Origin of the sequence: Dyella lutea, from assembly GCF_024158035.1 — a bacterium.
In the GTDB taxonomy this organism is placed as follows: domain Bacteria; phylum Pseudomonadota; class Gammaproteobacteria; order Xanthomonadales; family Rhodanobacteraceae; genus Dyella_A; species Dyella_A lutea.
The window spans coordinates 349580-373074 of sequence record NZ_JAMZEK010000003.1 but is presented as its reverse complement, the minus strand read 5'-3'; the positions used below and the strand labels follow the sequence as shown (position 1 = coordinate 373074).

Here is a 23495-nt window from a genome sequence, read left to right as displayed (position 1 = left end):
AAGAGGTGCCCCAGCGCGAGAAAGATGCGTCTAGTCCGTCTTCTTGGAAGTCGCGGTGAGACGTAGAGTGGTCATGGCATTGGCTCCTGCATTGGATCGGCGTGTGTAGTACGACACCATGCGATCGGTCTTCCACCCGCCCGCCAACTGTATCTGAGTCCCGGTGGCGCCATGCTCGGCTAGGTCGTTCGCGGAACCGATCCGCGTCGAATGCCCACTTATGCTGCTGGCGTTCTCTAAGCAGGCGGCCTTCGCCCGCCGCCGAAAGATCCGCGCCACTTCCTGCGGCAGCAACGCCTCAGCTGAATCCCCCGTCGCCTTAGGCCGCCCACCGAGCGGGCGGAAGAGGGCGCCGGCGGTAATGTTGGCTGCCGCCTGCCAGGCGCGGACCCGGGCGATCGTGGCCAAGCTCACGAAGCGATAGTCCGGCGCAGCGCCGTCCTGGTTGGTCTTGGAGAAAGGCACGTGCAGCGACCAGGTGTTGCGGCGACGGTTGTGGTGAAGGTGCTCGACGCAAATGGCCACCAGCTCCGATTCGCGGCACAGCGTGTCCGAGGCGATCGCCAGCAGCGCGGCGTCGCGCAGGTCGCGCGGACTGTCGCCGAGCGTGGCCAGAATGGTCTCGACACCGGCGCTGTCGAGCTCGCCGGCTTGCTTGCGAGCATGGCCGCCGGTGCCTTTCAGGCGCCGGATCAGCTTCTTCCATTTCACCGGCCAGTCCGGATCCTTCGACGGACTCGGCAGGCCCGCGGCGACGTGCACCAGACCAACCGTATACAGATAACGGTCTACGGTGGCGCGCTTGCGCCCCTTGTCGATCGCCGCTGCCAGGAAGGCCTCGAGTTGGTCCACGGAGGCGGGCAGGGGTGTCATGCCGGTCGCTTCGCACCAGGCGAGGTACTGGGTCCAGTCCGAGCGCACCGCTTTCACCGTGGCCGGTGCGCTGCCGGCGGCAAAGTCGCTCGACCAGGTGGCCAGCCGTGCGAGCACCGCCTCGACCGACGACGCCAGGGCGGGCCGCGGCGCATGGATGTCGGGCGCCACCGCCGGCACCGCAGTGAGTTCCTGCAGCGCGTCGACGACGCGCAGGGGGAGGGCGTTGGGCTCGGTCATGGCGGGGCATCCCAAAGGCACCTGGACGGCGCCGATACCCAATAATAGCGAATAAGTGTCATTATTCGCTATATAATTTTGCTATGAATCTGTATGCTTTTCAGCATCTTATGATTTAAGCTTTTGGTGGGACGCTGACAAATAACAACGCACCACGGCTTGACTAACCCTGCAGTCCGATCGAAACGGGCTGTCGCGAAATATGAGATGGCTAGTCACGACAATCCCGGCGAAATTGCAGGGAGGAAGCTTCGATGTCGTATGTCTCGCGAATGTGCGCTCGGCTATTGGTGCCAAGCGTGGTACCGCTGCTGGCTTCGCTACTCGCCGCGGTGGTGTCCAAGGCCTTGTTGGACGTTCCGGTCTCCATGGGGGGCGCACCCGTGTGGCCCGAACTTCCTGGCACCCTTGTGGCGTTGGGGGTAGGTGCCAGCGCGTTGTATTACCTCGTTCAATTCGCACGGCTGCTGCTGTGGCAGCGAGGTCACGCGGACTCATGCTATGTCTGTGGTTGCCTGTTAGGCCGTGAACGTCAGGGGCGCTGGGGTGCGTATCGGCGCTGCCTGGGATGTAGCAAAAACCACTCAATCTAAGGAGCGATGTATGGCGACCAAGCTACCGCGTGGACTGGATGGGCGGACCCGCGACCAAAACCCGCCGAAGGCCGGCGAGATCCGTCAGAAGCGAGGCGATACCTTGGTATCCACCTTGCGCCGAGAGTACGGCGATGACTTTGCCGCCGGCATTCGGTCCGACGCCAAGCTCGAAACCGTGCGCGAGCGCACCGGCAAAAGTCTGCACCAGCTCGTGCGGGACATGCCCAAGAAGAAATGACTTTTCGGAGCGTGGCTCACCGCCGGCGGCCGGTCGCGTCAGGCTACGCCCCCGATCTACGTTCAGCCAGCCGCAGCAACTGAGAACCAGCGGCGCATCAGCACGTCGCAGCCTCATGGCGCCCCGAAAGCGTCGAAAAATAGCGACACGGTTAACTGGGTGACATGGTTAAGTGGTCAGCTCTCGGCGAGATCACACGGCGAATCTCAACTCTGTCGTTTCTCAGACCAAGCTCTGGGGTTGCCGCAGATCCCATTTGATCGCGTGACGAGTGCAATCCTGTAAGAAGGTGACATGGTTACGCGGAGTGACAGGGTTAAGTGGGTCGGTGACACGGTTAATTGGGTGACGACACGCATGCCAAGCCCGTCGTGGGGCCATTCTTTATTTTACATAATATACATTATGCGCAATTGCGGGTGCGGCTGCCACCGACGGGCTGCGAGGCGTTCGTGACCGCGCCTTCCTCCTAGTCTGGAGCGGCGGCGTTCGGAAGTGGTGGGGCTGCATGTCACCGACGTGCGCCCGCTCGATGCCGACACCTGGGTCTACGCGCTCGGCGCCACCAAGACCACCACTGACGGCCCGCGCCGCGAAAAACCGCTGCGGGGCAAGGTGGCCCAGGACCTGGCCGCCTGGCTCGCCGCCGCGCCGACCGCGACCGGCCCCTCTTCCACCGGCTGCACCGCGGCGGCATTGTCGGCACCACGGACATTACCGCCGACAACGTGGCACGTGTGGTCCAGCGCCGCGCGGCCCTCGCTGGGCTGGAGGGCAACTGGGCAGCGCATAGCCTGCGCTCGGGCTTTGTCACCGAAGCGGGCCGCCAGGTCGTGCCGCTGGGCGAGGTGATGGCGATGACCGAACACCGTGGAGTCAGCACCGTGATAGGGTATTTCCAAGCCGGCAGCTTGTTGACCAGTCGCGCGAGTTACCTGCTTAACGGACCGACCCTCCCCGCTGCGAGCAGAACCGTCCCCGATTACGAATCGTAATTACCGGGCCGATGATTGGCCTTGCTCCAACATTCTCACCGTCAGATGCGGGGGCTTGGTAGTCGCAGTAATATTCATCCGAGCAACAGTGCTCCTCTGGCCGGGATGGGCGGGCCTTCACAAGCACGTACTCGCGCTAAGGAGAGAAGCGTGATCGGTAGTGGATTCTGGGCCTCTGCGGGCTGGACGCTTCAGCTGCTGGCCATTTTCTCCGCGACGTTGTTTGGTGTCTTGGCCATCCTTTCCAAGCGGAAGGTGGGCTCTCTCTCTACCTCAGACAGGTACATAGTGACCGGCTCGGTTGTTTCCGGGCTTGTTGCTATCGCAATTCTTACGGTCACGGTAGTGGCAAGCAGGTACCGTGCACAGGCTGAATCGGATCAGCGTGCTGAGAATATCAGGGAGCAAGACCGGATCCTCAAAGAGTCTGAGCGTCACGAGTTTCAAATATCCAATTATGGAGCCGTCATCGTCTACGAAGTTCCCGCATCAGAGCCAGTCCTGATACCAGCTATCAAGCAATGGAATAAATACCTAGCATCCATCGACCCAAATATCCCGTTCGCCACGCCAGAGTATTGGACAGGCCCTGATCCTACTGTAAGCCTTGTCCGCGATGACGCTGGCCGTGTCACTGAAATGCAGATATTCCCGAACTCGAAGCTATTCCCGAAGATGTCGCGCGCGCAGGCAGAACATTTTTTTCCGGTCGTATGGGTGCGCTTGCTTAAAAAAGATGCGGGCGACCCGACTCATTTTAATAATCAGCCAGCCACACTCATGTACCATCGAGAAGATGAGGATTTATCGTTCGGTATTCCTGCATTGAATATGTTACAAACCACTCTGACGCCAGATGCCAGTGCTGGCCCTATTGTAGAAGGCGGCCTGTTCTACCATCCAGCAGATGGAACCGTTGATCTTTTTGTGAAGATCAATACGCACAAACAGCGAATCCACACCACTGGAGCCATTACCAGCTTAACTGATTTGCCTGGGCGCATACTTGAATTCGATATAGTTTCACTGCCAAGCATCCTTTCGGTTAAGGAGATTAGCCTAATCACCCAGGCTGGCCAACTCGAAGATATTGCGGGAAGCGCACAAATAAACGCCCTAAAGCTTGAGACTTCCACTGCGGAAGGCGGCACGATCGTGATGCATCGCCTAACCCGCGATGATTTCCCTGCGCTCGCGCACACCGGTGATTCCGTGTCCGAAGGCGTTAATCACTAATGGCGGCCTGCGCATCGAATCAGCCGGGCAATGATCGAGGGCGGCTATGACCACCGCGGCGTGCCGAGGTTTCTCAACCGCCTGCTAATCTAGCAATGCCGCCCCACTGAAAAAAAGACAATCATGGCTGTCAATCTCGATTCGCTCTCCCCTGCTTAACTCCAAGCATGAGTGCCCAAGTCGAACGCTCGCCCACCAAACACCTCTATTACATCGCGGTGGCGATCGGCATCATCGTGGTATCGACCTCCCGCCGCTCTTGCATCTCGACACCCTGAGCGTTGTGGTACGTGCGCACGGTGTGGTGATGCCGACCTACATTGCTTTGTTCGTTATGCGAGCACTGCTGGTTGCATGGTACCGACTAGCCCTGGTGGGCATTGAGGGTTCACAGGCTCAACCTACCCCCGATAACACCCACTAATCGCGATGAGCTACCCAAGTTCCTGAAGAGCCCGCCCGAAGGTGAAAAGCACGAACACCGATGACTTGAGGGAGCTCGACAAGAATCGCTCTGCAAGGGTCTGCGCATGGTCTAGCGCCGGATGGGCAGCGCATCGGGGCCTGATCTAAGCGAAGCCGAGGATACCCAGCACGGCACCCACTGCCTTCGCGATGAAGGGCGCCATGCCTGCTATGGCTTTCGCTGCATCTATCAATCCGTCCTTACTGAGTTGCAACTTCGCTTTGTCAGGAGCGGGCGCAGTAGCTTCGTCGATGACTTCCTTGGTCAAGGCCGCAACCTTGCTTTGCTCAGCTGCTGGCAATGCGTCCGCCAATTTGCCGCTCGCTGCCAACAATTGCTCCAGCGCGGCTTTTAGGTCCGGGGATGCAACGTTGTTCACGACGTTTTGGGATCCATTGATTGTGGCGTTGTAGTTGACGTTTCCACCTACGTTTCCGCCGATGTTCAATTGAGTGTTCACGACGTTAGCCTTCTCGACAGTAAGATGCACAGTGGCCTTGCCTTCCCCAATTGACCGCATGATTTCCTCAGCTCGAACCAGGCTCTGCCTGCGGTCCTCAAGCAACTCGCGCACGGCTGCCGCTTCGCTGCCGGTGAGCGCATCATAGGCAACCAATGCGTCCCGTAGTGCTTGCTGATCATTGCCAAGCCACTGGGCGCGGTTCATTACTTTGTGTGCGTGCGCGAGATAGCGTTCAAAGGCGGCATTGGGCGCTCCCAGAGAATCTGCCTTGCGTAGAACCAGCTTGAGTACTTCCAGCTCGGCGTGCAGGCACAGCAAGTTTGTGCGCAGGTGGTTGCGCTTACCTTGTCCGCGTGCGGCGCCGGATTCAAGCCACAGCAGCAGGCACTCATCGGACTTATGCCGGCGCAATAAATCCACATGCAACTGAAGAGGCGCGCCTTTGCTGGTTTCGGTTCCGCCGAGTGGCCGGGTGATATCGAGATACTCCGACGGATCGGCGTCAGCGAACTTGTAACGCCCACCCGTTTCCATGTACAGCAAAGGCTTACCCGACAGAAGAATGCCGGGGCTAGTGGGCAGTTGTCGCGACGTGGTCGCTTCGGCAATGCGTTGGACGACAGCATTGCGCTGCTTCAAAAACGGCGCAGGCGAAGAAACGGGGACATCACCCGATGACGGAAGCAACTGCACCTGTAGATCCAGGATATCGTCCACGAGCGCGCGGAACACGGCCTGTGTCTGTGGAAACACCAGGCCGAGTTGCACGCCCAGCTGCACATGCCAAAGCGCTCCGCCGTTGCTGTAAATGCGACGGAAGATACGTTCGATGCCGAACGATTTCTCGGAGACGGCTTTGGTGCGTGCGAAGTGCAGAGCCGGCTCGCCCATGGCGAACGTCGCCTTGAAAGCGGAGCGCGCCTCAACGAACCAAGCAGCGTTTGCCCATTGGTCGACGCGCCCCGCACCTTCGCTCCGTCGCCGGCGCACGCCACCGATGCCCCTCAGAAAGCCACGGCGCTGCGGGTCGGGTGGAAACTGCCACCCTGGTCCGACGATGCCTGTCGTTCCGGTCTGAAACAGACGTAAATCAGCAATCGGCAGTTGCAACACAAGCATCATGCTGGCGCCTCGCCGAGCAAGTTGCCCCCGTCTGGACGAACAGGCACGGGGGCCGATGGTTTGCTTCCCGCACGACAGCCGCGCACGGTAGCGGCGCCAGTCTCCGCGCCCTTCCAGCCGCAGTCAACTACGAAGCGACGAGCGGTGCCACGGACACTTTTTGACGGTTAGCGCGATCAATGCGTGCTGCAAACCAGGTGCCTGCCCGGCTTCCGCAAAAAAAGCCGGCGTGGTGCGACCATGCCGTCCTTGTGGTGATGAGGGCCACTAGCCCCGGGCGGCAGCCGCGTTCTGAAAGGTGCTAGCGGCTTTTGGCATCCCTCCCCCGCCTACCAAGGCGTCAGCTGCCAGCCCTGCCCCGTCACCTCCAGTCGCCGATCCAGCGCAATGCGATCGAGAAAGACGTGGTCGTGCGACACGATCATCAACGCGCCGCGGTACTGCAGAAGCATCTGTTCGAGCGCGTCGAGGGAGCGCAGGTCGAGGTGGTTGGTGGGTTCGTCCAACAACAGGAGTTCGGCGGGTTGTTCGCGGTACAGCGCGAGGGCGAGCGCGGCCTTGAGCCGTTCGCCGCCGCTGAGCTCGGCCGCGGGTTTGAGAGCGGCGTCACCGGACAAACCGAGCAGTGCGAGGCGGGTGCGCATGTCCGCCTGCATGGCGGCCGGCTGTGCGGCAAGCAGTTGCTGCAGCGGTGATTGGTGCGGCAAAAGCAACTGCAGCTGCTGATCGAGCAAGGCCATCGGCACGTGCACCGCGCACTCTCCGGCGGCCGGCGGCACTGCACCAGCGAGCACCTTCAGCAAGGTGGATTTGCCGCTGCCGTTGGGCCCGACGATGCCGATACGCTGTCGGCCCCAGACGGTGAGGTCGAGCGCGCTGGCGCCACCGGCACCGTACGGCAGCCGCAGGTTTTCCAAGGTGGCCACTTTGCGCGATGCCGCCCCGGGCAGCTCCGGCACCAGTAGTGCGATGTCGGCGTCTTCGGCCACCTGCGAGGCAGCCTCGCGCACGCCTTGGGCCAACGCCTCCTGGCGCGCGTCCTGCTCGCGTTGCCACTTGCCCATGCTCACCTGGCTCTGCTGCTTGCGTCGGCCGAGCAGGATCGGCGCCTGGTTCGCTTCGCGTCCCGCACGCGCCCCGCGCGACTGACGACGGCTGAGGTTCTCCAAGGTCTGCCGACGTTCTTCATCGCCGCGACGCTGCTCGGCCTTGCGATGTTCCAGCGCCTGCACCGCACGCTCCTGCTCTTGCGCCCGGGCGCTTTCGTAGAACTCGTAGTTGCCACCGTAGTCGCGCAGGCCGGTAGGCGAGAGCTCGACGATGCGCTGCATGGCCTGAAGCAGTTCCCGATCGTGGCTGATCACCAGCAACCCTTTCGGCCACGTGCGCAGGCGCTGCAGCAGCGCGTGACGATGCGGGCGATCAAGGTGGTTGGTGGGCTCGTCCAGCACCAGCACGTCGGGCTCGGCGAGCCAGGCGCCGGCCAGCGCGACCTGGGTGAGCTCGCCGCCGCTGAGTTGATTCGCCGGCTGCTCGGGGCGGAGGTGGCCCAGGCCCTGCTCGTCGAGCCAGGCGATCAGCTGCTGGCGGATATCCCAGCGCTCGCCCACCTGCTCGAAATCCGCGGCGTCGACGCTGCCCGCTTCGATGCGTGCGAGCGCATCGAGCACCGGCTGCACGCCGGCAATGGCCGCCACGGTCGCGCCGGGTGCGCAGACAATGTGCTGCGGCACGTAGCCCACCGCTCCCGTGCGCTCGCAACGTCCGGCCGTAGGTGCCAGCTCACCGGCGAGCAGACGCGCGAGCACGCTCTTGCCCACACCATTGCGACCGACCAGCCCGGTGGGGCGACGGTCGAGTTGCAGATCGAGCGGGGAAAACACGCGCCGACCGTCGGGCCAGGCGAACGCTGCATCGCGCAGCGTGAGGAACGCTTCCGTCATGGGAATCTCCAGGTGCCATGTGTCGGTCCATCCGTGGGGATGGAGGCGGACAGGCCGTCAGCAGGACGGCGGCATCACTGGCGCATTGGACGGATTCCTCTGGAGCGGACAAAAAACAGGACGCGACTATAGCCAGCCCGGTGGCGAACGACAAACCCACCGGCGTTCTCGCCAAGGCCACGGTTCAGCGTCAGACGCCATTTTCGTCCGCGCCGTCTAACAGCAGCTAACAACAGCTCGCTGGCTGAATGTCAGCCGTGCTCGGACACTGAGGCACGCAGGCTCGGTCATGACACCGACGCGATGGCGACAAGGCGGAGGACTCCACGATGGATGCGAATGGCAGCTGTTGCCGCCTGGCAACGGACAGGCTCCCGAACGATGCGCTGGTTGCATTGATGGTCGCCGCGATCGACCGCGGCACGCCGCCATGCGCGCAGTTGCTGGAGGAAGCCACATCGGTGTTCACCGCCTTCTTTCGGGGCCAGACGCTGGCTGCCCGCATCAACGACGCGGAGCTGGCGCCGTTGGTGGCTGAGGCGCTCACCGCATTGCATCGGCACTGCGCCACGTTCGACAGCAAGGCTCCCTTCCGGGCATGGCTGCTGGACACTGCCAGACGCGTGATGGTCGATTACCAGCGCCGCCAAAACGCGACGGCCGGCGCGAGTGATGTCACCGCGCCAGCACCGCATTCGCCAGGCGACACCGATGGCTCGTCCCGCACCCGTCACTGCGAGCGGCGCCCTGCTGGGGTCTGCTGAGAGCCATAGCAGCAGATCATGGCGATAAACACGGTATTGCACACCGCGCGCACCCTCACCTCTGGAGGGCGCAATGGCGCGGCGCACACGCTTGATGGCCGGCTGGAGATCAAACTCACCCCTCCGGGTGCGCCAGGTGGTGGCGCGAACCCCGAGCAACTGCTGGCCATCGCCTGGTCGGCGTGTCTGCTGGGCGCGCTACGGCATGCGGCGCATGCGCGAAAACTGGTGTTTCCGGCCTCGGCAGCAGTCGGCGCCGAGGTCGATCTGGCGCATGGTGAGCAGGGGTTTTTCCTGAGCGCGCGGTTCGCTGTATCGCTGCCCGGACTGGACGATGAAATCGCCCATCGCCTGATTCTCGCCGCGCAGCGCAATTGCCCGTTCACCAAGGCCACCACGGGCAACATGGCCGTATCGTTCGTGCTGGCCTGAGCGGCCGACAAGGCAAGTGGGTCAGCAGGTGCCCTCCGGGGGCGAACATCCTATGATGACCGTGTGCAGCGCCCTTCCTCCTGGGCCGTCGCCGTCACACGCATCACCTCTGGAGAATCTGCATTGGACGACGCATCGCCGCCCAACACCGAGCAGATCGTCTTCGGCCCCTTCTGCCTGGTACCGCACAAGCGCCTGCTGACCCGCGACGGTGTTCCCGTGGAGGTGGGCGGCCGCGCATTCGACCTGCTGCTCGCTCTGGCGAGGCGTCCGGGGCGCGTGCTTTCCAAGCGAGAGTTACTCAAGGAAGTCTGGCCCGACGTGGTGGTCGAGGAGGGCAGCCTGCGCTTTCACATGACCTCGCTGCGGCGCCTGCTCGGCGACGGTGTAGAGGGCGCCCGCTACATCGCCACCCAGGTCGGTGTCGGCTATGCCTTTGTGGCGCCGGTGCAGCTGCAACAGCCAGTCGCCGGCGCCCTGCCTGCTGTTGCCGTCCCTACTCCGGCTGCCGCCAGCGCGGTAGGCCGCCTGCCTTCGAGACCACGGTTGATCGGGCGCGAGGCGGACGTCGAGCAGGTGGCGCAGCGGCTGGAACGGCCCGTGCTGTTCACCATCGTGGGCCCTGGAGGCGTAGGCAAGACCAGCCTGGCAGTGGAAATCGGGCATCGCCTCGAACATGCCGTGTACGAGCGGGCGCGGTTCGTCGACCTGGCGCAGGTGGAGGATGCCGCCTTGGTGCCGTTTGCACTGGCGGCTGTCCTGGGCGTACCCGTGCAAGCGGAGGATCCGCTGGCGGTGGTCATCGCCTCCCTGCAGCACAGCTCACAGCTGCTCATCCTGGACAACTGCGAGCACGTGGTCGCCACTGTTTCGGACATCGCCGAACGGCTACGGGAGAGCGCGCCAGGCACCGCGCTGTTGGCGACGAGCCGGGAGCCGCTCCGTGCGCGGGACGAGCAGGTGTACTGGCTCAATCCCCTGGCCCTGCCCCCGGACGATGAACACCTCTCGGACGACCAGTTGCTGAGCTCCCCGGCGGTGCGGCTATTCCTGGAGCGTGCAACCGCCGGAAACGCGTCGCTTGCGGTGGGCTCGAACGACATGCGGCTGATCGCCGACATGTGCCGGCGCCTGGATGGGATGGCCTTGCCCATCGAACTTGCCGCAGTAAGGGCCGCCACGCATGGCCTCAGCACCACCCATGCACTGCTCGGTGAACGCTTTTCGCTGGGCTGGTCCGGTCGACGCACTGCCCTGCCCCGGCAGCAGACGCTGCGCGCGATGCTGGACTGGAGCTACGGCTTGATGTCGCCCACCGATTGCCTGGTGTTCGATCGGCTCGCCGCCTTTGTCGGGCCGTTTTCGCTGGAAGCGGCAACCACCGTGGTGGCCGACACCGAAATCGACGCCACCACGGCGGCCGCGACGCTGGACCAGCTCGCGGTGAAAGGGCTGGTCGCGGTCGACATCGGTGACACGGACGACATCTACCGCCTGCTGGAAATGACCCGCGCCTATGCCAAGGAACGGCTCGCACTGCGCGGCGAAACACAGGCCCGCCTCGTCCAACAACGGCACGCAGCCTTCTATCTGCGCGTGCTGGAACAGCTGGGCGAGACACCGGACGAAGTGTTCGAGCGATCGGCGCGGCTGGGGCGCCAGCTCGGCAATGTCCGCGCGGCCCTGGAGTGGAGTTTCGGGCCGCAGGGCGATCCAGGGCTCGCGCTCCCGCTTGCCGCCGCGGCCGCGCCTCTGTTCCTGCACAACTCGCTGCTGGCCGAGTGCCGTATCTGGTGCGCGCGCGCCGCCGAGCTGCTTGAGCTGGGCTATTTCGGCACCGCGACCGAGCAGGAACTGCAAGCGGCCCTCGGCTTCGTGCTGATGTTCACGCGAGGTAATAGCGCGGCTGCCGAAGCGGCGCTGCTGCGTGCGATGGACATCGCGCAGGCGCGCAACGACCAATGGGCGCAACTGCGTCTGCTGGGCCTGCTGCAGATCTTCTACGAGCGGATTGGCGACTTCGCCTCTTCGCTGGCCTGGGCCGAGCGAGCGATCGCCATTGGCGAGGCAATTGCCGAACCCGAAGCGATAGGGGTGGCCGCATCGCTGGCCGGTGTATCGCACCATTTGCTCGGTGATCAGCCGCTGGCGCGCCAGGAGCTCGAGAAGGCGCTCGCTTTGAGTGCGCCCTCGCGTCGCAGCCGCACGCTGCACTACGGCTTCGACCATCGCAACCGCACCGGGCTGGCATTGGCCAGGACGCTGTGGCTGCAGGGTCATCCCGACCAGGCAAGGCAATGGGCGGACCGCGTCGAAGCCGAGGCCGTCGCGCTGGACCATCCGGTGACGCACTGCATCGCCCTGGTATGGACGCTAGGCATCTACATCTGGCTGGGCGACCTGGCGCAGGCGAAGCGGAGTCTGGACACCTTCACACGCGTCGCGCATACCAACCTGCTCGGGCCGTACATGGCCGCCGCCGTAGGGATGCGCGGCGCCATCGCCGTACGCGAAGGTTTCGCGGACGAGGCGGTGCGCTGGCTGGAAGAGAGCCTGGCCAGCCTGCACGGCATGCGTTACGAACTGCTGACCACTTCCTTCGAACTGGCGCTGGCCGATGGCCTGATCCAGCAGGGGCGGCACCGACAGGCCAGTAATCTGGTGGAGCGCACCATCGGGCACTGTCGCAGCAGCGGCGATGCCTTCGCCCTGCCGGAGCTGCTGCGGGTAAAGGCGGCAGCACACAAAGGCCTGGGCGAAAGCGACGCACAAACGCAGGCCCTGCAGGAATCGCTCGCGCTTGCCCGGCGCCAGGGCGCGCGGGCGTGGGAATTGCGGACCAGCATGGACCTTGCGCAGCAATCGTTCGAACAGGGTGATCTGCGGCAGGCCACGGCGTTGCTCGACGACTGCGATGCACGCTGGGGGCCGGAAGGACGGGATTCCGCCGACCTGCGGCAGCTCGAGACGCTGCGGCAGGAACTCGGGGCTGTGTAAGTCAGCACGGGGCGGCCCGTGCGCGCCGTCAACCGTCGTTATCGAGCGCCGTGAGGAGAAAGCTGAGGACATCGCCTGCACGGCCCTGCGTCACGAGCGCTTCCGCGGTCAGCCCGCCAAGCGACGCAATGGTCGTTTCGCCATACCACTGCAGCACAGCCGCGGGATCGGGCTCGATCAATCCGGCGATCGCCAACAGGTTCGACACGGTCAATGCATCGCGTGAAGCATCTTGGCGAGATACCGCGATCTTGCCAGCAACCATCCGCTCGTTGGGGTCGTGCGCTTTGCGATCGGCCGTCAGCAGCCGTACCGGTGGGGTGCGTGCGCATTTCGCTCTCATGGCTCGGGTCTCGGTTGGGGGCAATTGCTGCTGCATGGCGTGAGCCCGCTGCGGCTCATCACCATTGGACCCCTCCCCTTCTCATCGAGCCATCGCACGATGGTATCGGTCGCCCGAGGCGATCAAAACGCAAGCGCGGTATCAGCCCCCTGGCACAGACGGCAGGGAAAGCTGAGCTGCCATCTGCACCAGGTCCGGCAGCGTGCGTGCGCGCATCTTGCGCATGACCTTGCCTCGATGCGCCTTCACCGTGATCTCGCTGATCCCCAGGTCCGCGGCGATCTGCTTGTTCAGACGGCCGGACACCACCATGCCAAGAACTTCCCGCTCGCGCGGCGTCAGCGAGCCGTAGGCGTCGCGCACGGCTGCCAGGCCTGCTTCGTGGGCGAGCGCGGCGCGGCTTCGTTCCAGCGCCTCGGCGATCGCCAGCAGCAGCACCTCGTCATCGAAAGGCTTGGTGAGGAACTCGATCGCGCCGGCCTTCATTGCACGCACCGTCAGCGGCACATCGCCGAAACCGGTGATGAAGATGATCGGCATGTCGGGCCGGGCCGTACCGATGCACGCTTGCAGATCCAGTCCGTTGAGATCCGGCAGGTTGACATCAAGCACCAGGCAGCTTGGGCCCCGCGGCTTGTCCTGTTGGAGAAACGCCTGCGCGGACTCCAGCAGACGCGGCTGCCACCCCGCATGACCGATCAACAGCTCCAGCGACTCCCGCACTGACACGTCGTCATCGACGACGAACACGACCGGTGGCTCGTCGGCATCCGTGCGCGCGGTATTTGCAGCATTGCGTTGGGGATCCAGCATGGCGGCTCCTCCTGCGGTATCGGTCATACGGTCAGCCCACCGGCAGTGCGGCGCTCAGCGCTTTCAACAGGGCAGCCTCGCTGAACGGCTTCATCAGGCAATCCACGGCGCCCTGACGGATCAGCCGGGGACGCTCCGCCGCATCGCCATGAGCCGTGATGAAGATGATCGGGATGGCGTAGCCGCGCCGCGCCAGTTCCTGTTGGAGCTCCGGCCCACACATGCCGGGCATGGCGATATCGAGTATGAGGCACCGCGTCGCCTCGGCGTCGCCGGAGGCGAGGAACATCTCGGCGGATGGAAACGCCTTCACCGCAAAACCGAATTCGCGCAACAGATCCGGCAGCGACTCGCGCACCGACTCATCGTCATCGACCACGGACACGAGCAGACGCTGGTTCATCAAAGGCGCTCCCTGGCGTCGCCGGACACCGATCCTGCATCGTCCATCGACTCCCTCGCGCGGGCGCTGCGCGCGCACGGCAGCGAAAACGCGAAGGTGGCACCGTGCCCCTCGTTGGCCATCGCCCACAGTCGACCCTCATGGCTTTCGATGATCGAGCGACTCACGGATAGCCCAATTCCCATGCCCGAGCTCTTGGTGGTGTAGAACGCATTGAACATGCGTTCCGAATCGGCCGGATCGATACCCACGCCGCTGTCCTGAACGGCCAGACGGACGTGCCCGTCTTCCTGCAGGCGGGTGATGATGCGCAGGTCCCGGGGGCGGCTTCGAATGTCGCTCATCGCGTCGGAGGCGTTGAGCACCAGGTTGAGTATCACCTGCTGCAACTGGACACGATCGCCGCTGACCATGGGCAAGCCGTCGGCGAAATCCGGATGGAAAACCACTCCGTGGCGCTGGAGCTCGCCGAGCAACATCGCCACCACTTCGCGGGCCGCTTCATTGAGGTCCAGCGGCTCGGTGCTCGCCTCCTTTTTCGCGAACAGCGCACGCAGCCGCTTGATCACGTCAGACGCGCGGTTGCCGTCGCGGATGGTGCGCCGGGCCGTTTCGCGCGCACCGTCGATGTTCGGTGGCTCGGCGCCCAGCATGCGCAGGCAGGTGCTGGCGTTGGTGATGATGCCCGCCAGCGGCTGGTTGACTTCATGCGCGATGGACGCGGTCAGCGCGCCCAGGCTGGCCACGCGGGCCACATGCGCAAGCTCGGAACGGACCTTGCTCAACGCCTCTTCGGACAACCGACGCTGGGTGATGTCCTGCAACCCGGCGATGTACTCCACACCGCCGTCCTCCCTCCGTGTCGCGTGCGCCACCAGGTGCACCCATTTCACCCGGCCATCGGGAAAAAGCAGCCGGTGCTCGTGTTCGAAGTCGCCCGGAGAGCTGCGCTGCCGGCGAATCATTTCGTCGTGCGCCGGAAGATCTTCCGGATGGATGCGCGTGTCGATCAATGCGAACGTCGGCGTCACCGACGGGTCGATCTCCAGGATGCGGTAGACCTCCTCCGACCAGACGATCTCGTCACTGCCGACGCGCCAGGAGAAGGTTCCCGTCACGCTGAGCCGCTGCGCTTTGCTCATGAACGCCTGGCTTTGCTTCAACGCGGCTTCACTGTGCGCACGCTCGATGGCGATGCTCGCGAGGTGGGTGAACTGCGCAATCAGCGTGCGATGGGCGCGATCCGCGTTGCTGTCCTGGAAAAGCGCCGAGAAGACGCCCAGGACACCACCGCAGCTGTACCGGATGGGAGCCGACCAGCTCGCGCGGATTCCATGCGATAACGCCCAGGACCGCCATCGATCCCAGCGGGACTCCGCGGTCAGGTCATCAGCAATGACCGCCTCCCCGCTCGCCGCCGCGCAGGCGATGGGGCTGAAATCGGGCTCGAGTGGTTGGCCGTCTGTACCTTCCAGCAACTGAGCGGATGTGCCCGGCGCGGCGAGTTTCTGCAGTCGCAAACGCGAGGAGGAATCCCGCGGCGCATGGGTGTACTTCGGATCGATCAGCACCACGCTGCACAGCGCCCCGTCCAGGGAGGTCTGCGCCATGTCGCACAGCGCCTCCAGCACCGGCGCCAGCGGCGCACCGCTGGCCATCATTTCCAGCAGGCGCTTTTCGCCTTCGAGCAGCAACTCGGCGCGCTTGCGGTCGTCGATGTCCGTGTTCTGCCCGTACCACTTCACCACCTGTCCGGCGTCATCGCGCTGAGGCACGGCGCGGATCAGGAACCAGCGGTACGCCCCATCGCCGCGGCGCAGACGCGCTTCGAAAGAGCCCGGCTCGCCGGCCTGGAGCAATGCCTGCCAATAGCTCCCCAGCGCGGGGCCGTCGTCGGGGTGAATGACGGATGTCCAACCGATGCCCAGGGAGTCCGCCAGGCTGAGGCCGGTGTAATCGCACCACCGCTGGTTGAGGAACTCCACGCTGCCGTCGGGTGCGGCACGCCATACAAAACCGGGCACCGTATCGATCGTTGCTCGCAGTCGGTCTTCGGATGCCGCCAGCTGCGTCATGGCGCTGGCGAGCAATGCCTCGCTGCGTTTGCGGTCGTCGATATCCACATCGAGCGTGCACCAGCGGGTGATCCGGCCCTGCTCGTCTTTCATGGGCTGGCTGCGCACGTGAAACCAGCGGTACACGCCATCGAAACGGCGCGCGCGAAACTCCATGTCGAATAGATCGCCGCTTTTGACGCAGCGCTCCCATGCCTCGATGGCCGCCGGCAATTCGTCGGGATGAATCAAGTCGGCCGATTTCCAGCCCCGTTGTTGCTCCAGCGTCGCACCACGAAACTCCTGCGACTGGCGGTTGGAGTACTCGATCTCTCCATCGGGTGTCATCAGCAGGACCGAAGCAGGCAGCGCATCGGCGATCATCGCGAACGCACCGACCGACGGGCTGGCGATTGCGCCCGGTTGCCGATGATCTTCGATGTCGGTCGCCATGACGGACCAATGAGCGAGCTTGCCCGCCGCGTCGCGCACCGGGCCGGCGCGCAGCACGAACCAGCGCCAGGCGCCGTCGGCGCGCCGCATGCGGGCCCGCATTTCCTGCGGCGGGTGTGAGGCGAGGATGCTGCTCCAGCCTTTGCGCAGCTCTGCCAGATCCTCCGGGTGGACCGCCGCCAGCCAGCCGTCACCCGCAGCCTGCTGCAGGCCCATGCCGGTGTACTCGCACCATGCCCGGTTGACGAAATCGACGCCTCCGTCGGGTAGTGCAGTCCAGATGATGCCGGGAAGTCCGTCGACGACGCGGCTGAATTCACCCTCCATACCGGTCCTCACTTCACGGTCGCTATCCGGCGAGAATGCGCCCTGCGCCTGGTTTTTGCCCATCATACTTTGGTGTCGGATGAGGGCGCCGGGCCAGACTCTCCTGCTTGCGTCGACGCGCCAGGGCGCCCCCATCCGAAGGTATCGGTCGATACCTTGGTGCAATCGCCCGCTCGGTTTCCCTCTGCTTTGATCATCGACGCATGCCGACCTCGGCATGCCGCCCCCAGGGACGGGGGCGCCCGTCGAGTCGCGCACCCACCCTTGGCGGGCGCCCCAGAGCGACAGGCATGGCGGACGACGTCCGTCCCCCGCGCATCAGGAACCACCATGAAACGCAAAGCCTTCCTGTTCTGCCTGACGCTGATTGCGCAGGTGGCCGCGATCTCGACTGACGCGTCCACTCACGAGCCGGTCGTTGCAGCGTCGCCCGACCGGGTCACTCCTGCCATCAAGCTGCCCGTGCTGGGACAGCTGCCCTCGCTGGCCGGCGCCACCCAATGGCTGAATACCGAAGCGCTGGATCGCGCCCGCCTCCGCGGCAAGGTGGTGCTGGTCAATTTCTGGACCTACTCCTGCATCAATTCCCTGCGTCAGATTCCCTATGTCCGCGCGTGGGCGGACAAGTATCGGAAGGACGGCCTGGTGGTGATCGGCGTGCATGCACCCGAGTTCGATTTCGAGCATGACGTCGACAACGTTCGCCGCGCGTCCCAGGGCCTGCGCGTGGACTACCCAGTGGCGATCGACAATGACCACCACATCTGGGACGCCTTCGACAACCAGTACTGGCCCGCGCTGTACTTCATCGACGCACAGGGCCGAATCCGTCACGTGAAGTTCGGCGAGGGCGACTACGCCGCGTCGGAGCGCGTGATCCAGCAACTGCTGACCGAGTCGGGAGCCCACGACGTGGGCACTGGCCTGGTCGCCGTGGACGCACATGGCCCCGAGGCGGCCGCCGACTGGAGTGACCTCCGATCGCCCGAGAACTACGTCGGGTACGCACGCTTGACAGGCTTCGCGTCTCCTGCAGGCATCGTGACCGACCGGGCGCATCACTACCCGGCGCCGTCTGCGTTGCAGCTCAACCAGTGGTCGCTGATGGGCGACTGGACGATGGGCCGGCAGGCGGCGGTGTCGCAAGGAACCGGCGGACGCATCCGCTATCGATTCCATGCCCGCGACCTGCACCTGGTGATGGCCCCTTCCACGAACGGTCAGCCAGTGCGGTTCCGCGTGACGATCGACGGCAAGCCCCCGGGGGCCGCGCACGGCGTGGATGTCGATAGCCAGGGTCGTGGCGTAGTCGACACGGCACGCATGTACCAGCTGATCCGGCAAACCGGACCGGTGGTCGATCGGCAGTTCGATATCGAATTTCTCGATCCTGGCATCCGGACGTTCGCCTTCACCTTCGGCTGATCCACCACCGCCGCTCCCCTCGGCCATGCCTCAACGCGCCCGAACCTCCACCCAACTATCCAACGGTGCGAGCGGAGGCGCCATCGGTACGCCTGGGCTGCCGCCATCTCCCCTGCAAGAGACATGTCATGACTAGAGAAAATGGACCGAGCCATGCGCCGCTGCGCACCTGGCTCATCACCGGCGCCTCCAGCGGGCTGGGCCATGCGCTGGCCGAATGCGTACTGCGCCACGGCGACCAGGTCGTTCTGACCGCACCCACCCTGTCCGGCATGGAAGCGCTGGCGGCACGCTACCCCCGCTCCGCGCTCGCGTTGGAGCTGGACGTCACCGATCCGTTGCAGCGGATCGATGCCGTCGATCGAGCCCTCGCCCACTTCGGCGCCATCGATGTGCTGGTAAACAATGCGGCCATCGACTTCCTCGGTGCCGTCGAAGAACAGCGCGAAGATGACTACCGCGCGCAGTTCGAGGTGAACTTTTTCGGCGCGGTCGGAATGATCCGCTTGGTATTGCCCGGCATGCGCAAGCGTCGCAGCGGCACCATTGTCAACGTGTCCTCCATGGACGGGCTCGCCAGCCTGCCGGCCAACGGCTATTACTCATCCAGCAAGTTCGCGCTCGAGGGTTTGACCGAAGCCCTCTGGCAGGAGATCGAGCCGCTCGGCCTGCGTGCCTTCCTGGCCGAGCCGGGCTCGGTGCGTACCGGCATCGAACATCGCACAACGTTCTCCGGTCACCCGATCGACGATTACGCAGCCAGTTCAGGCGCGTTCCGCGAACTCCTCGCCAAGCTCACCCCCGAGATGTTTCCCGGCGACCCGGTACGCGTGGCGGCAGCCCTGCGCGAGGAAGTGCTCACCCCCTCGGGCCGCCACTGGATCGTGATGGGCAGTGATGCCCAGCGCAGGATCCAGACCAAGCTGAGCATGCTGCTCGCCGAACTGGAGGCCGGCCGGGCCATGGCTGGCCGCACCGATTACCCAGGCAGTGGCCCGGCGGTGCTCTGAGCAAGCCACCCCTCCCCTCGATGCGTCGAGCGCAGCGCAACGCGCAAGCCATCGATGCGTCGAGCGCAGCGCAACGCGCAAGCCATCGCAGCGCACGACCCCACACAAGAGAACCCATGATGCAGAACACACCCAGCCTCTGCGGCAAAACCGCACTCGTCACCGGCGGCTCCCGCGGCATCGGTGCCGCCATCGTTCGCCGCCTGGCCAGTGAAGGCGCCAAGGTCGCCTTCACCTACGCGGCGTCCTCTGCGGCAGCCGATGAGCTCGTGAACGAGGTGATGTTGGGCGGCGGCACCGCGCTGGCGGTGAAGGCCGACAGCGCCGACCCGACCGAGATCCAGGCGGCCGTTGCCCGCACAGTGGAGGCGTTCGGCGGGTTGGACATCCTCGTCAACAACGCCGGCATCCTCATTGGCGGAACCATCGACGGCTATCCGCTGGCCGACTTCGATCGCATGGTGGCGGTGAACGTCCGGGCGGCGTTCGTAGCCGTGCAGGCGGCGCAGTCCCACATGAGCGACGGTGGCCGGATCATCATTACCGGCAGCGTGGCTGCCGACCGAACCGGCCTGGCCGGCGCGGCCGTCTACAGCATGACCAAGGCTGCCCTCGTCGGCCTCACCCGAGGCATGGCGCGCGATCTCGGGCCGCGTGGCATCACGGTCAACGTGGTGCAGCCCGGCCCTACCGAGACCGACATCGTGAGCGACGAGAACGTGCGGGCGATGCTACGCCCCATGATGGCAATCGGCCGCATGGGCCGTGGCGACGAAGTGGCCAGCCTGGTCGCCTTTCTGGCCCGCGCCGAAGCCAGCTTCATCACTGGCGCAGCTCTGACGGTCGACGGCGGCTACCTCGCGTGAAGCAATGGCTCTTGGGGTCGCAAGCCGGTTCTGCGGCAGCGACGGCTTGCGCCATATCGCGACCGGTTCCGTCCCCGTCGGCGATGGCACCAAGGTGTGCATCGCCCCTTCTTATGACCGTAAGCGATCGGCACGTGTCGATACCAAGGTATCGACCGACACCATCGTGCAATCGTCCGCCGCTCATCGCTCTGGTGAGATCGCTTCGCATCGCCAGCCGTGCGTGCCGCCAGGCGCCGCGACTGGCGCCCTACCGGAGATCGATGATGTCGCCAGTCAACGTGTTGTCGCTCTGCTGCCAGCGGCGTCTACCCGCCATCGCCTTGGCCTGGTTGCTGCCGCTGGCGGCCATGAGCCAGACAATGGCCGCCTCTGCACCATCGACTGCCGCGTGCCGGTCTACCGCAACGCAAGCGCGCATCTGCCCCTTCCCTATCCACGTGCCGCAGGCGCAGTTGGACGACCTGCGGCGACGCATCGCGGCGACCCGCCTGCCGGATCGCGAAACGGTGCGGGACATCTCGCAGGGCGTACCGCTGCACACCATGCAGTCTTTGTTGGCGTACTGGGGCACGGCTTACGACTGGCGCAAGGTGGAGGCGAGGTTGAATGCCCTGCCCGAGTTCGTGACGACCATCGATGGGGTGGACATCCAGTTCATCCACGTGCGTTCGCGCGAGCCGCATGCCATGCCGCTGATCCTCACGCACGGCTGGCCGGGCTCGCCGCTGGAGTTCATCAAGGCGATCGGGCCGTTGACCGATCCGGTCGCCTTTGGTGGCCGCGCCGAGGATGCGTTCGACGTGGTGATTCCCGCCATTCCCGGCTACGGCTTCTCCGGCAAGCCGACCGAACCGGGCTGGAACCCGGACCGCGTGGCCAGGGCCTGGGACGTATTGATGAAGCGGCTGGGATACACGCAGTACGTATCCCAGGGCGGCGACCACGGCTCGGTCATCTCCGACGCGCTGGCCCGCCAGGCGCCGCCGGGCTTGCTGGGTATCCATCTCAACATGCCCGCCACCGTTCCCGCGGACCTGGTCGACGGCATCAACAGCGGCAAGCCGGCACCGTCGGGCCTGTCCGGCGACGAGCGGCGCGCCTACACCCAGCTGAGCACCTTCTTCGGCCGGAATGCCGCGTATGGAGCAATGATGGTGACGCGCCCGCAGACCCTGGGCTATGCGCTGGCCGATTCGCCTGCCGGTCTCGCTGCGTGGATGTTCGAGAAGATCGCCGCGTGGACCGACAGCGATGGCGATCCCGAGCGCGTGCTCGGTCGCGACGGTGTACTGGACGACATCACCCTGTACTGGGTGACGAATACGGGGGCGTCCTCGGCGCGCTTCTACTGGGAAAACAACAACAACAATTTCAGCGCCGAGGCGCAGCGCACCGCAACGATCAAGGTGCCCGTCGCGGTCACGGTGTTCCCCGGTGAGATCTATCGCGCGCCGGAAAGCTGGACCCGGCAGGCGTACCCGTCGCTCTACTACTTCCATCAGGCGAGCCGCGGCGGCCACTTCGCCGCGTGGGAGCAACCGCAGCTGTTTGCCGAGGAACTGCGCGCCGCCTTCCGCCCACTGCGCGCCCAGCTGACCCACCAGGCGAGTCCTCCCGCGGGTCGTTGAGCCCGCACGACGCCCCCGCATTGCTCCAGGAGAATCACGATGACCCGACGAACCTTGCACGCAAACGAGCTGGACGCAGGCGGGCGCGCGCTGCGCCGCGAGCGGTCCTCCCTGGTGCGGCTGCATCTCACGCGCGGCTTGTTGGCCGTCCTCTGGGCAGTGGCCTTCCGAAAGGCACACCAGCAGCTTGACGCCACGGCAATCGCGCTGCTGGTCGCCTATCCGCTGATCGATGCGGTGTCCAGCCTGATCGACTATCGCACCACTGCGGCGCCGGCCGATCGGCGGGTGACCGGATTCAACGGCCTGCTGAGCACCGCCGCGGCCATCGCACTGGGTCTGGCCGCGCTGAGCGGCGTGACTCCGGTTCTGGTGGTATTCGGCGCATGGGCTGCGGCTTCCGGTGCGGCGCAGTTGCTGCTTGGGCTGGAGCGCCGCAGCACGGGGCTGGGCAGCCAGTGGCCGATGCTGATCGCCGGCGGCCTCTCCTTTCTGGTCGGCTTTGTCTATGTCGTCCAGGCCACCGGCGCCAAGCCCACGCTCGACATGTTGCCGGTGTATGCCACCGGCGGCGGTGTCTTTTTCATCGTTCAGGCGTGCCTGCTCGGTTGGCGCGCGCGCCGCCCGCAGCGCGCCTGGCCGGCTCGCTGATCGCGGCCGGCGTCACCTCAGCTCCCCATCCTTGCCTACGGCTCGAATGAGCCCGCCACCGGGTGAATCGCCCGAAACGGAGACGCGCCATGAAAACCCATTCGCTGAAGAAAACTAGCGGCGGCGCCTCGCGCCGATTGCTCGGCGCGGCAGTGCTTGCCTGCGCTGCAACTGTCGGCCTCATCGGCTCCGCCGATGCCGCGTCGAACCCTGCTGGCGCCACCGGGCCCGTTTCCGATGCGCTCGGCCCGCTCAAGCATGTCCGTGCGGGCGTGCTGGATGTCGCCTATGCGGAGCTGGGCCCGGCCAACGGACCGGTGGTGATCCTTCTTCACGGCTGGCCGTACGACATCCACAGCTACGAACGCGTCGCTCCCGCGCTCGCAGCAAAGGGTTATCGCGTGCTGGTGCCCTATGCGCGCGGGTACGGCGAAACGCGGTTTCTCTCCGCCAGAACCATGCGCAACGCCGAGCCCGCCGCGCTGGCGCAGGACGTCATCGACTTCATGGATGCACTGAAGATTCCCCGCGCCGAGCTGGCCGGATTCGACTGGGGTGCGCGCACGGCCGATATCGTGGCGGCATTGTGGCCGGAGCGCGTCCGGGCGCTGGTGTCGGTGAGCGGCTACCTGATCGGCAGCCAGGCCTCGGGCAAGACCCCGCTGCCGCCGAGCGCCGAGTTGCAGTGGTGGTACCAGTACTACTTTGCGACCGACCGCGGCCGTGATGGCTACGCGAAGTACCGCCACGATTTCGCCCGGCTGATCTGGAAGCTGGCTTCCCCGCAGTGGACATTCGACGACGCCACGTTCGAGCGCAGCGCCGCGGCGCTGGACAACCCCGATCAGGTCGCCATCGTGATCCACAACTATCGCTGGCGACTGGGTCTGGCGCAGGGCGAGCCGCGTTATGCGGCGCTGGAAAAGCGGCTGGCGGAGTTCCCCTCGATCAGCGTGCCCACCATCACCATGGAAGGCGATGCCAATGGCGCGCCGCATCCGCCTGAAGCGGCTTACGCCAAGCGATTCACCGGCAAGTACGCGTACCGACTCATCACCGGCGGCATCGGCCACAACCTGCCGCAGGAAGCGCCCCAGGCGTTCACCCAGGCGGTGATCGACGCCGATCACCTGTGACCCTGCCCTGCTGAGGCG

The 23495-nt window shown here is 65.0% G+C and carries 19 protein-coding genes; 11 read left to right on the top strand and 8 right to left on the bottom strand.

Features of this window, described 5'->3' with window-relative positions:
- Positions 1 to 30: 30 nt before the first annotated feature.
- On the bottom strand, positions 31 to 1113 hold the full coding sequence (locus tag NC595_RS13950) for a tyrosine-type recombinase/integrase (protein ID WP_253567406.1): 1083 nt from the start codon (positions 1111 to 1113) through the stop codon (positions 31 to 33).
- Between the two features lie 603 nt (positions 1114 to 1716).
- Between NC595_RS13950 and NC595_RS13945 the strand changes: the two genes are divergently transcribed.
- Positions 1717 to 1947 carry a hypothetical protein gene (locus NC595_RS13945; protein ID WP_253567405.1) on the top strand — a complete coding sequence of 77 codons (231 nt, stop codon included), beginning with the start codon at positions 1717 to 1719 and terminating at the stop codon, positions 1945 to 1947.
- A 1145-nt stretch (positions 1948 to 3092) separates the two neighbouring features.
- Positions 3093 to 4178 (top strand): hypothetical protein, encoded by a 1086-nt coding sequence (locus tag NC595_RS13940; protein WP_253567404.1) that lies wholly within the window; start codon positions 3093 to 3095, stop codon positions 4176 to 4178.
- 569 nt (positions 4179 to 4747) lie between these two features.
- On the opposite strand, the gene NC595_RS13935 is transcribed toward NC595_RS13940, so the two are convergent.
- Complete coding sequence (locus tag NC595_RS13935; protein WP_253567402.1) at positions 4748 to 6229, bottom strand: hypothetical protein; 1482 nt, start codon at positions 6227 to 6229, stop codon at positions 4748 to 4750.
- 329 nt (positions 6230 to 6558) lie between these two features.
- The gene (locus NC595_RS13930; protein WP_253567400.1) at positions 6559 to 8172 is read right to left on the bottom strand and encodes an ABC-F family ATP-binding cassette domain-containing protein; all 1614 of its coding nucleotides are present in this window, start codon (positions 8170 to 8172) and stop codon (positions 6559 to 6561) included.
- A 329-nt stretch (positions 8173 to 8501) separates the two neighbouring features.
- Between NC595_RS13930 and NC595_RS13925 the strand changes: the two genes are divergently transcribed.
- The 3 genes from NC595_RS13925 to NC595_RS13915 all read left to right on the top strand — a co-directional run bounded on the left by NC595_RS13925 (position 8502) and on the right by NC595_RS13915 (position 12365).
- Positions 8502 to 8936: a sigma factor gene (locus tag NC595_RS13925; protein ID WP_253567398.1), complete on the top strand. Its 435-nt coding sequence runs from the start codon at positions 8502 to 8504 to the stop codon at positions 8934 to 8936.
- A gap of 18 nt (positions 8937 to 8954) precedes the next feature.
- A complete protein-coding gene (locus tag NC595_RS13920) occupies positions 8955 to 9368 on the top strand; it encodes an Ohr family peroxiredoxin (RefSeq protein ID WP_253567396.1) in 414 nt (137 codons plus the stop codon).
- A 123-nt stretch (positions 9369 to 9491) separates the two neighbouring features.
- Complete coding sequence (locus tag NC595_RS13915) at positions 9492 to 12365, top strand: ATP-binding protein (RefSeq protein WP_253567394.1); 2874 nt, start codon at positions 9492 to 9494, stop codon at positions 12363 to 12365.
- 28 nt (positions 12366 to 12393) lie between these two features.
- Here NC595_RS13915 and NC595_RS13910 read toward each other — a convergent pair whose 3' ends face one another.
- The 4 genes from NC595_RS13910 to NC595_RS13895 form a co-directional block, all read right to left on the bottom strand.
- A complete protein-coding gene (locus tag NC595_RS13910) occupies positions 12394 to 12744 on the bottom strand; it encodes a hypothetical protein (protein WP_253567392.1) in 351 nt (116 codons plus the stop codon).
- Between the two features lie 105 nt (positions 12745 to 12849).
- The gene (locus tag NC595_RS13905; RefSeq protein ID WP_253567390.1) at positions 12850 to 13521 is read right to left on the bottom strand and encodes a response regulator transcription factor; all 672 of its coding nucleotides are present in this window, start codon (positions 13519 to 13521) and stop codon (positions 12850 to 12852) included.
- A 31-nt stretch (positions 13522 to 13552) separates the two neighbouring features.
- Complete coding sequence (locus NC595_RS13900; protein WP_253567388.1) at positions 13553 to 13924, bottom strand: response regulator; 372 nt, start codon at positions 13922 to 13924, stop codon at positions 13553 to 13555.
- The gene (locus NC595_RS13895; protein ID WP_253567386.1) at positions 13924 to 16821 is read right to left on the bottom strand and encodes a PAS domain-containing protein; all 2898 of its coding nucleotides are present in this window, start codon (positions 16819 to 16821) and stop codon (positions 13924 to 13926) included. The genes NC595_RS13900 and NC595_RS13895 overlap by 1 nt, the downstream gene beginning before the upstream one ends.
- A 267-nt stretch (positions 16822 to 17088) precedes the next feature.
- Between NC595_RS13895 and NC595_RS13890 the strand changes: the two genes are divergently transcribed.
- The 3 genes from NC595_RS13890 to NC595_RS13880 all read left to right on the top strand — a co-directional run bounded on the left by NC595_RS13890 (position 17089) and on the right by NC595_RS13880 (position 20059).
- On the top strand, positions 17089 to 18183 hold the full coding sequence (locus NC595_RS13890) for a thioredoxin family protein (RefSeq protein ID WP_253567384.1): 1095 nt from the start codon (positions 17089 to 17091) through the stop codon (positions 18181 to 18183).
- Between the two features lie 128 nt (positions 18184 to 18311).
- Positions 18312 to 19193, top strand: coding sequence for an SDR family NAD(P)-dependent oxidoreductase (locus NC595_RS13885; RefSeq protein WP_253567382.1), 882 nt, complete (start codon positions 18312 to 18314; stop codon positions 19191 to 19193).
- A 116-nt stretch (positions 19194 to 19309) separates the two neighbouring features.
- Positions 19310 to 20059 (top strand): 3-oxoacyl-ACP reductase family protein, encoded by a 750-nt coding sequence (locus NC595_RS13880; RefSeq protein ID WP_253567380.1) that lies wholly within the window; start codon positions 19310 to 19312, stop codon positions 20057 to 20059.
- A 250-nt stretch (positions 20060 to 20309) separates the two neighbouring features.
- Here NC595_RS13880 and NC595_RS13875 read toward each other — a convergent pair whose 3' ends face one another.
- A complete protein-coding gene (locus NC595_RS13875; RefSeq protein ID WP_253567378.1) occupies positions 20310 to 20480 on the bottom strand; it encodes a hypothetical protein in 171 nt (56 codons plus the stop codon).
- Here NC595_RS13875 and NC595_RS13870 point away from each other — a divergent pair.
- The 3 genes from NC595_RS13870 (at position 20410) to NC595_RS13860 (ending at position 23477) form a co-directional block, all read left to right on the top strand.
- Positions 20410 to 21690 carry an epoxide hydrolase family protein gene (locus NC595_RS13870; RefSeq protein ID WP_425493161.1) on the top strand — a complete coding sequence of 427 codons (1281 nt, stop codon included), beginning with the start codon at positions 20410 to 20412 and terminating at the stop codon, positions 21688 to 21690. The genes NC595_RS13875 and NC595_RS13870 overlap by 71 nt on opposite strands.
- A gap of 39 nt (positions 21691 to 21729) precedes the next feature.
- Positions 21730 to 22341 carry a hypothetical protein gene (locus tag NC595_RS13865; protein WP_253567375.1) on the top strand — a complete coding sequence of 204 codons (612 nt, stop codon included), beginning with the start codon at positions 21730 to 21732 and terminating at the stop codon, positions 22339 to 22341.
- Between the two features lie 89 nt (positions 22342 to 22430).
- A complete protein-coding gene (locus NC595_RS13860) occupies positions 22431 to 23477 on the top strand; it encodes an alpha/beta fold hydrolase (protein ID WP_253567374.1) in 1047 nt (348 codons plus the stop codon).
- Positions 23478 to 23495 lie beyond the last annotated feature (18 nt).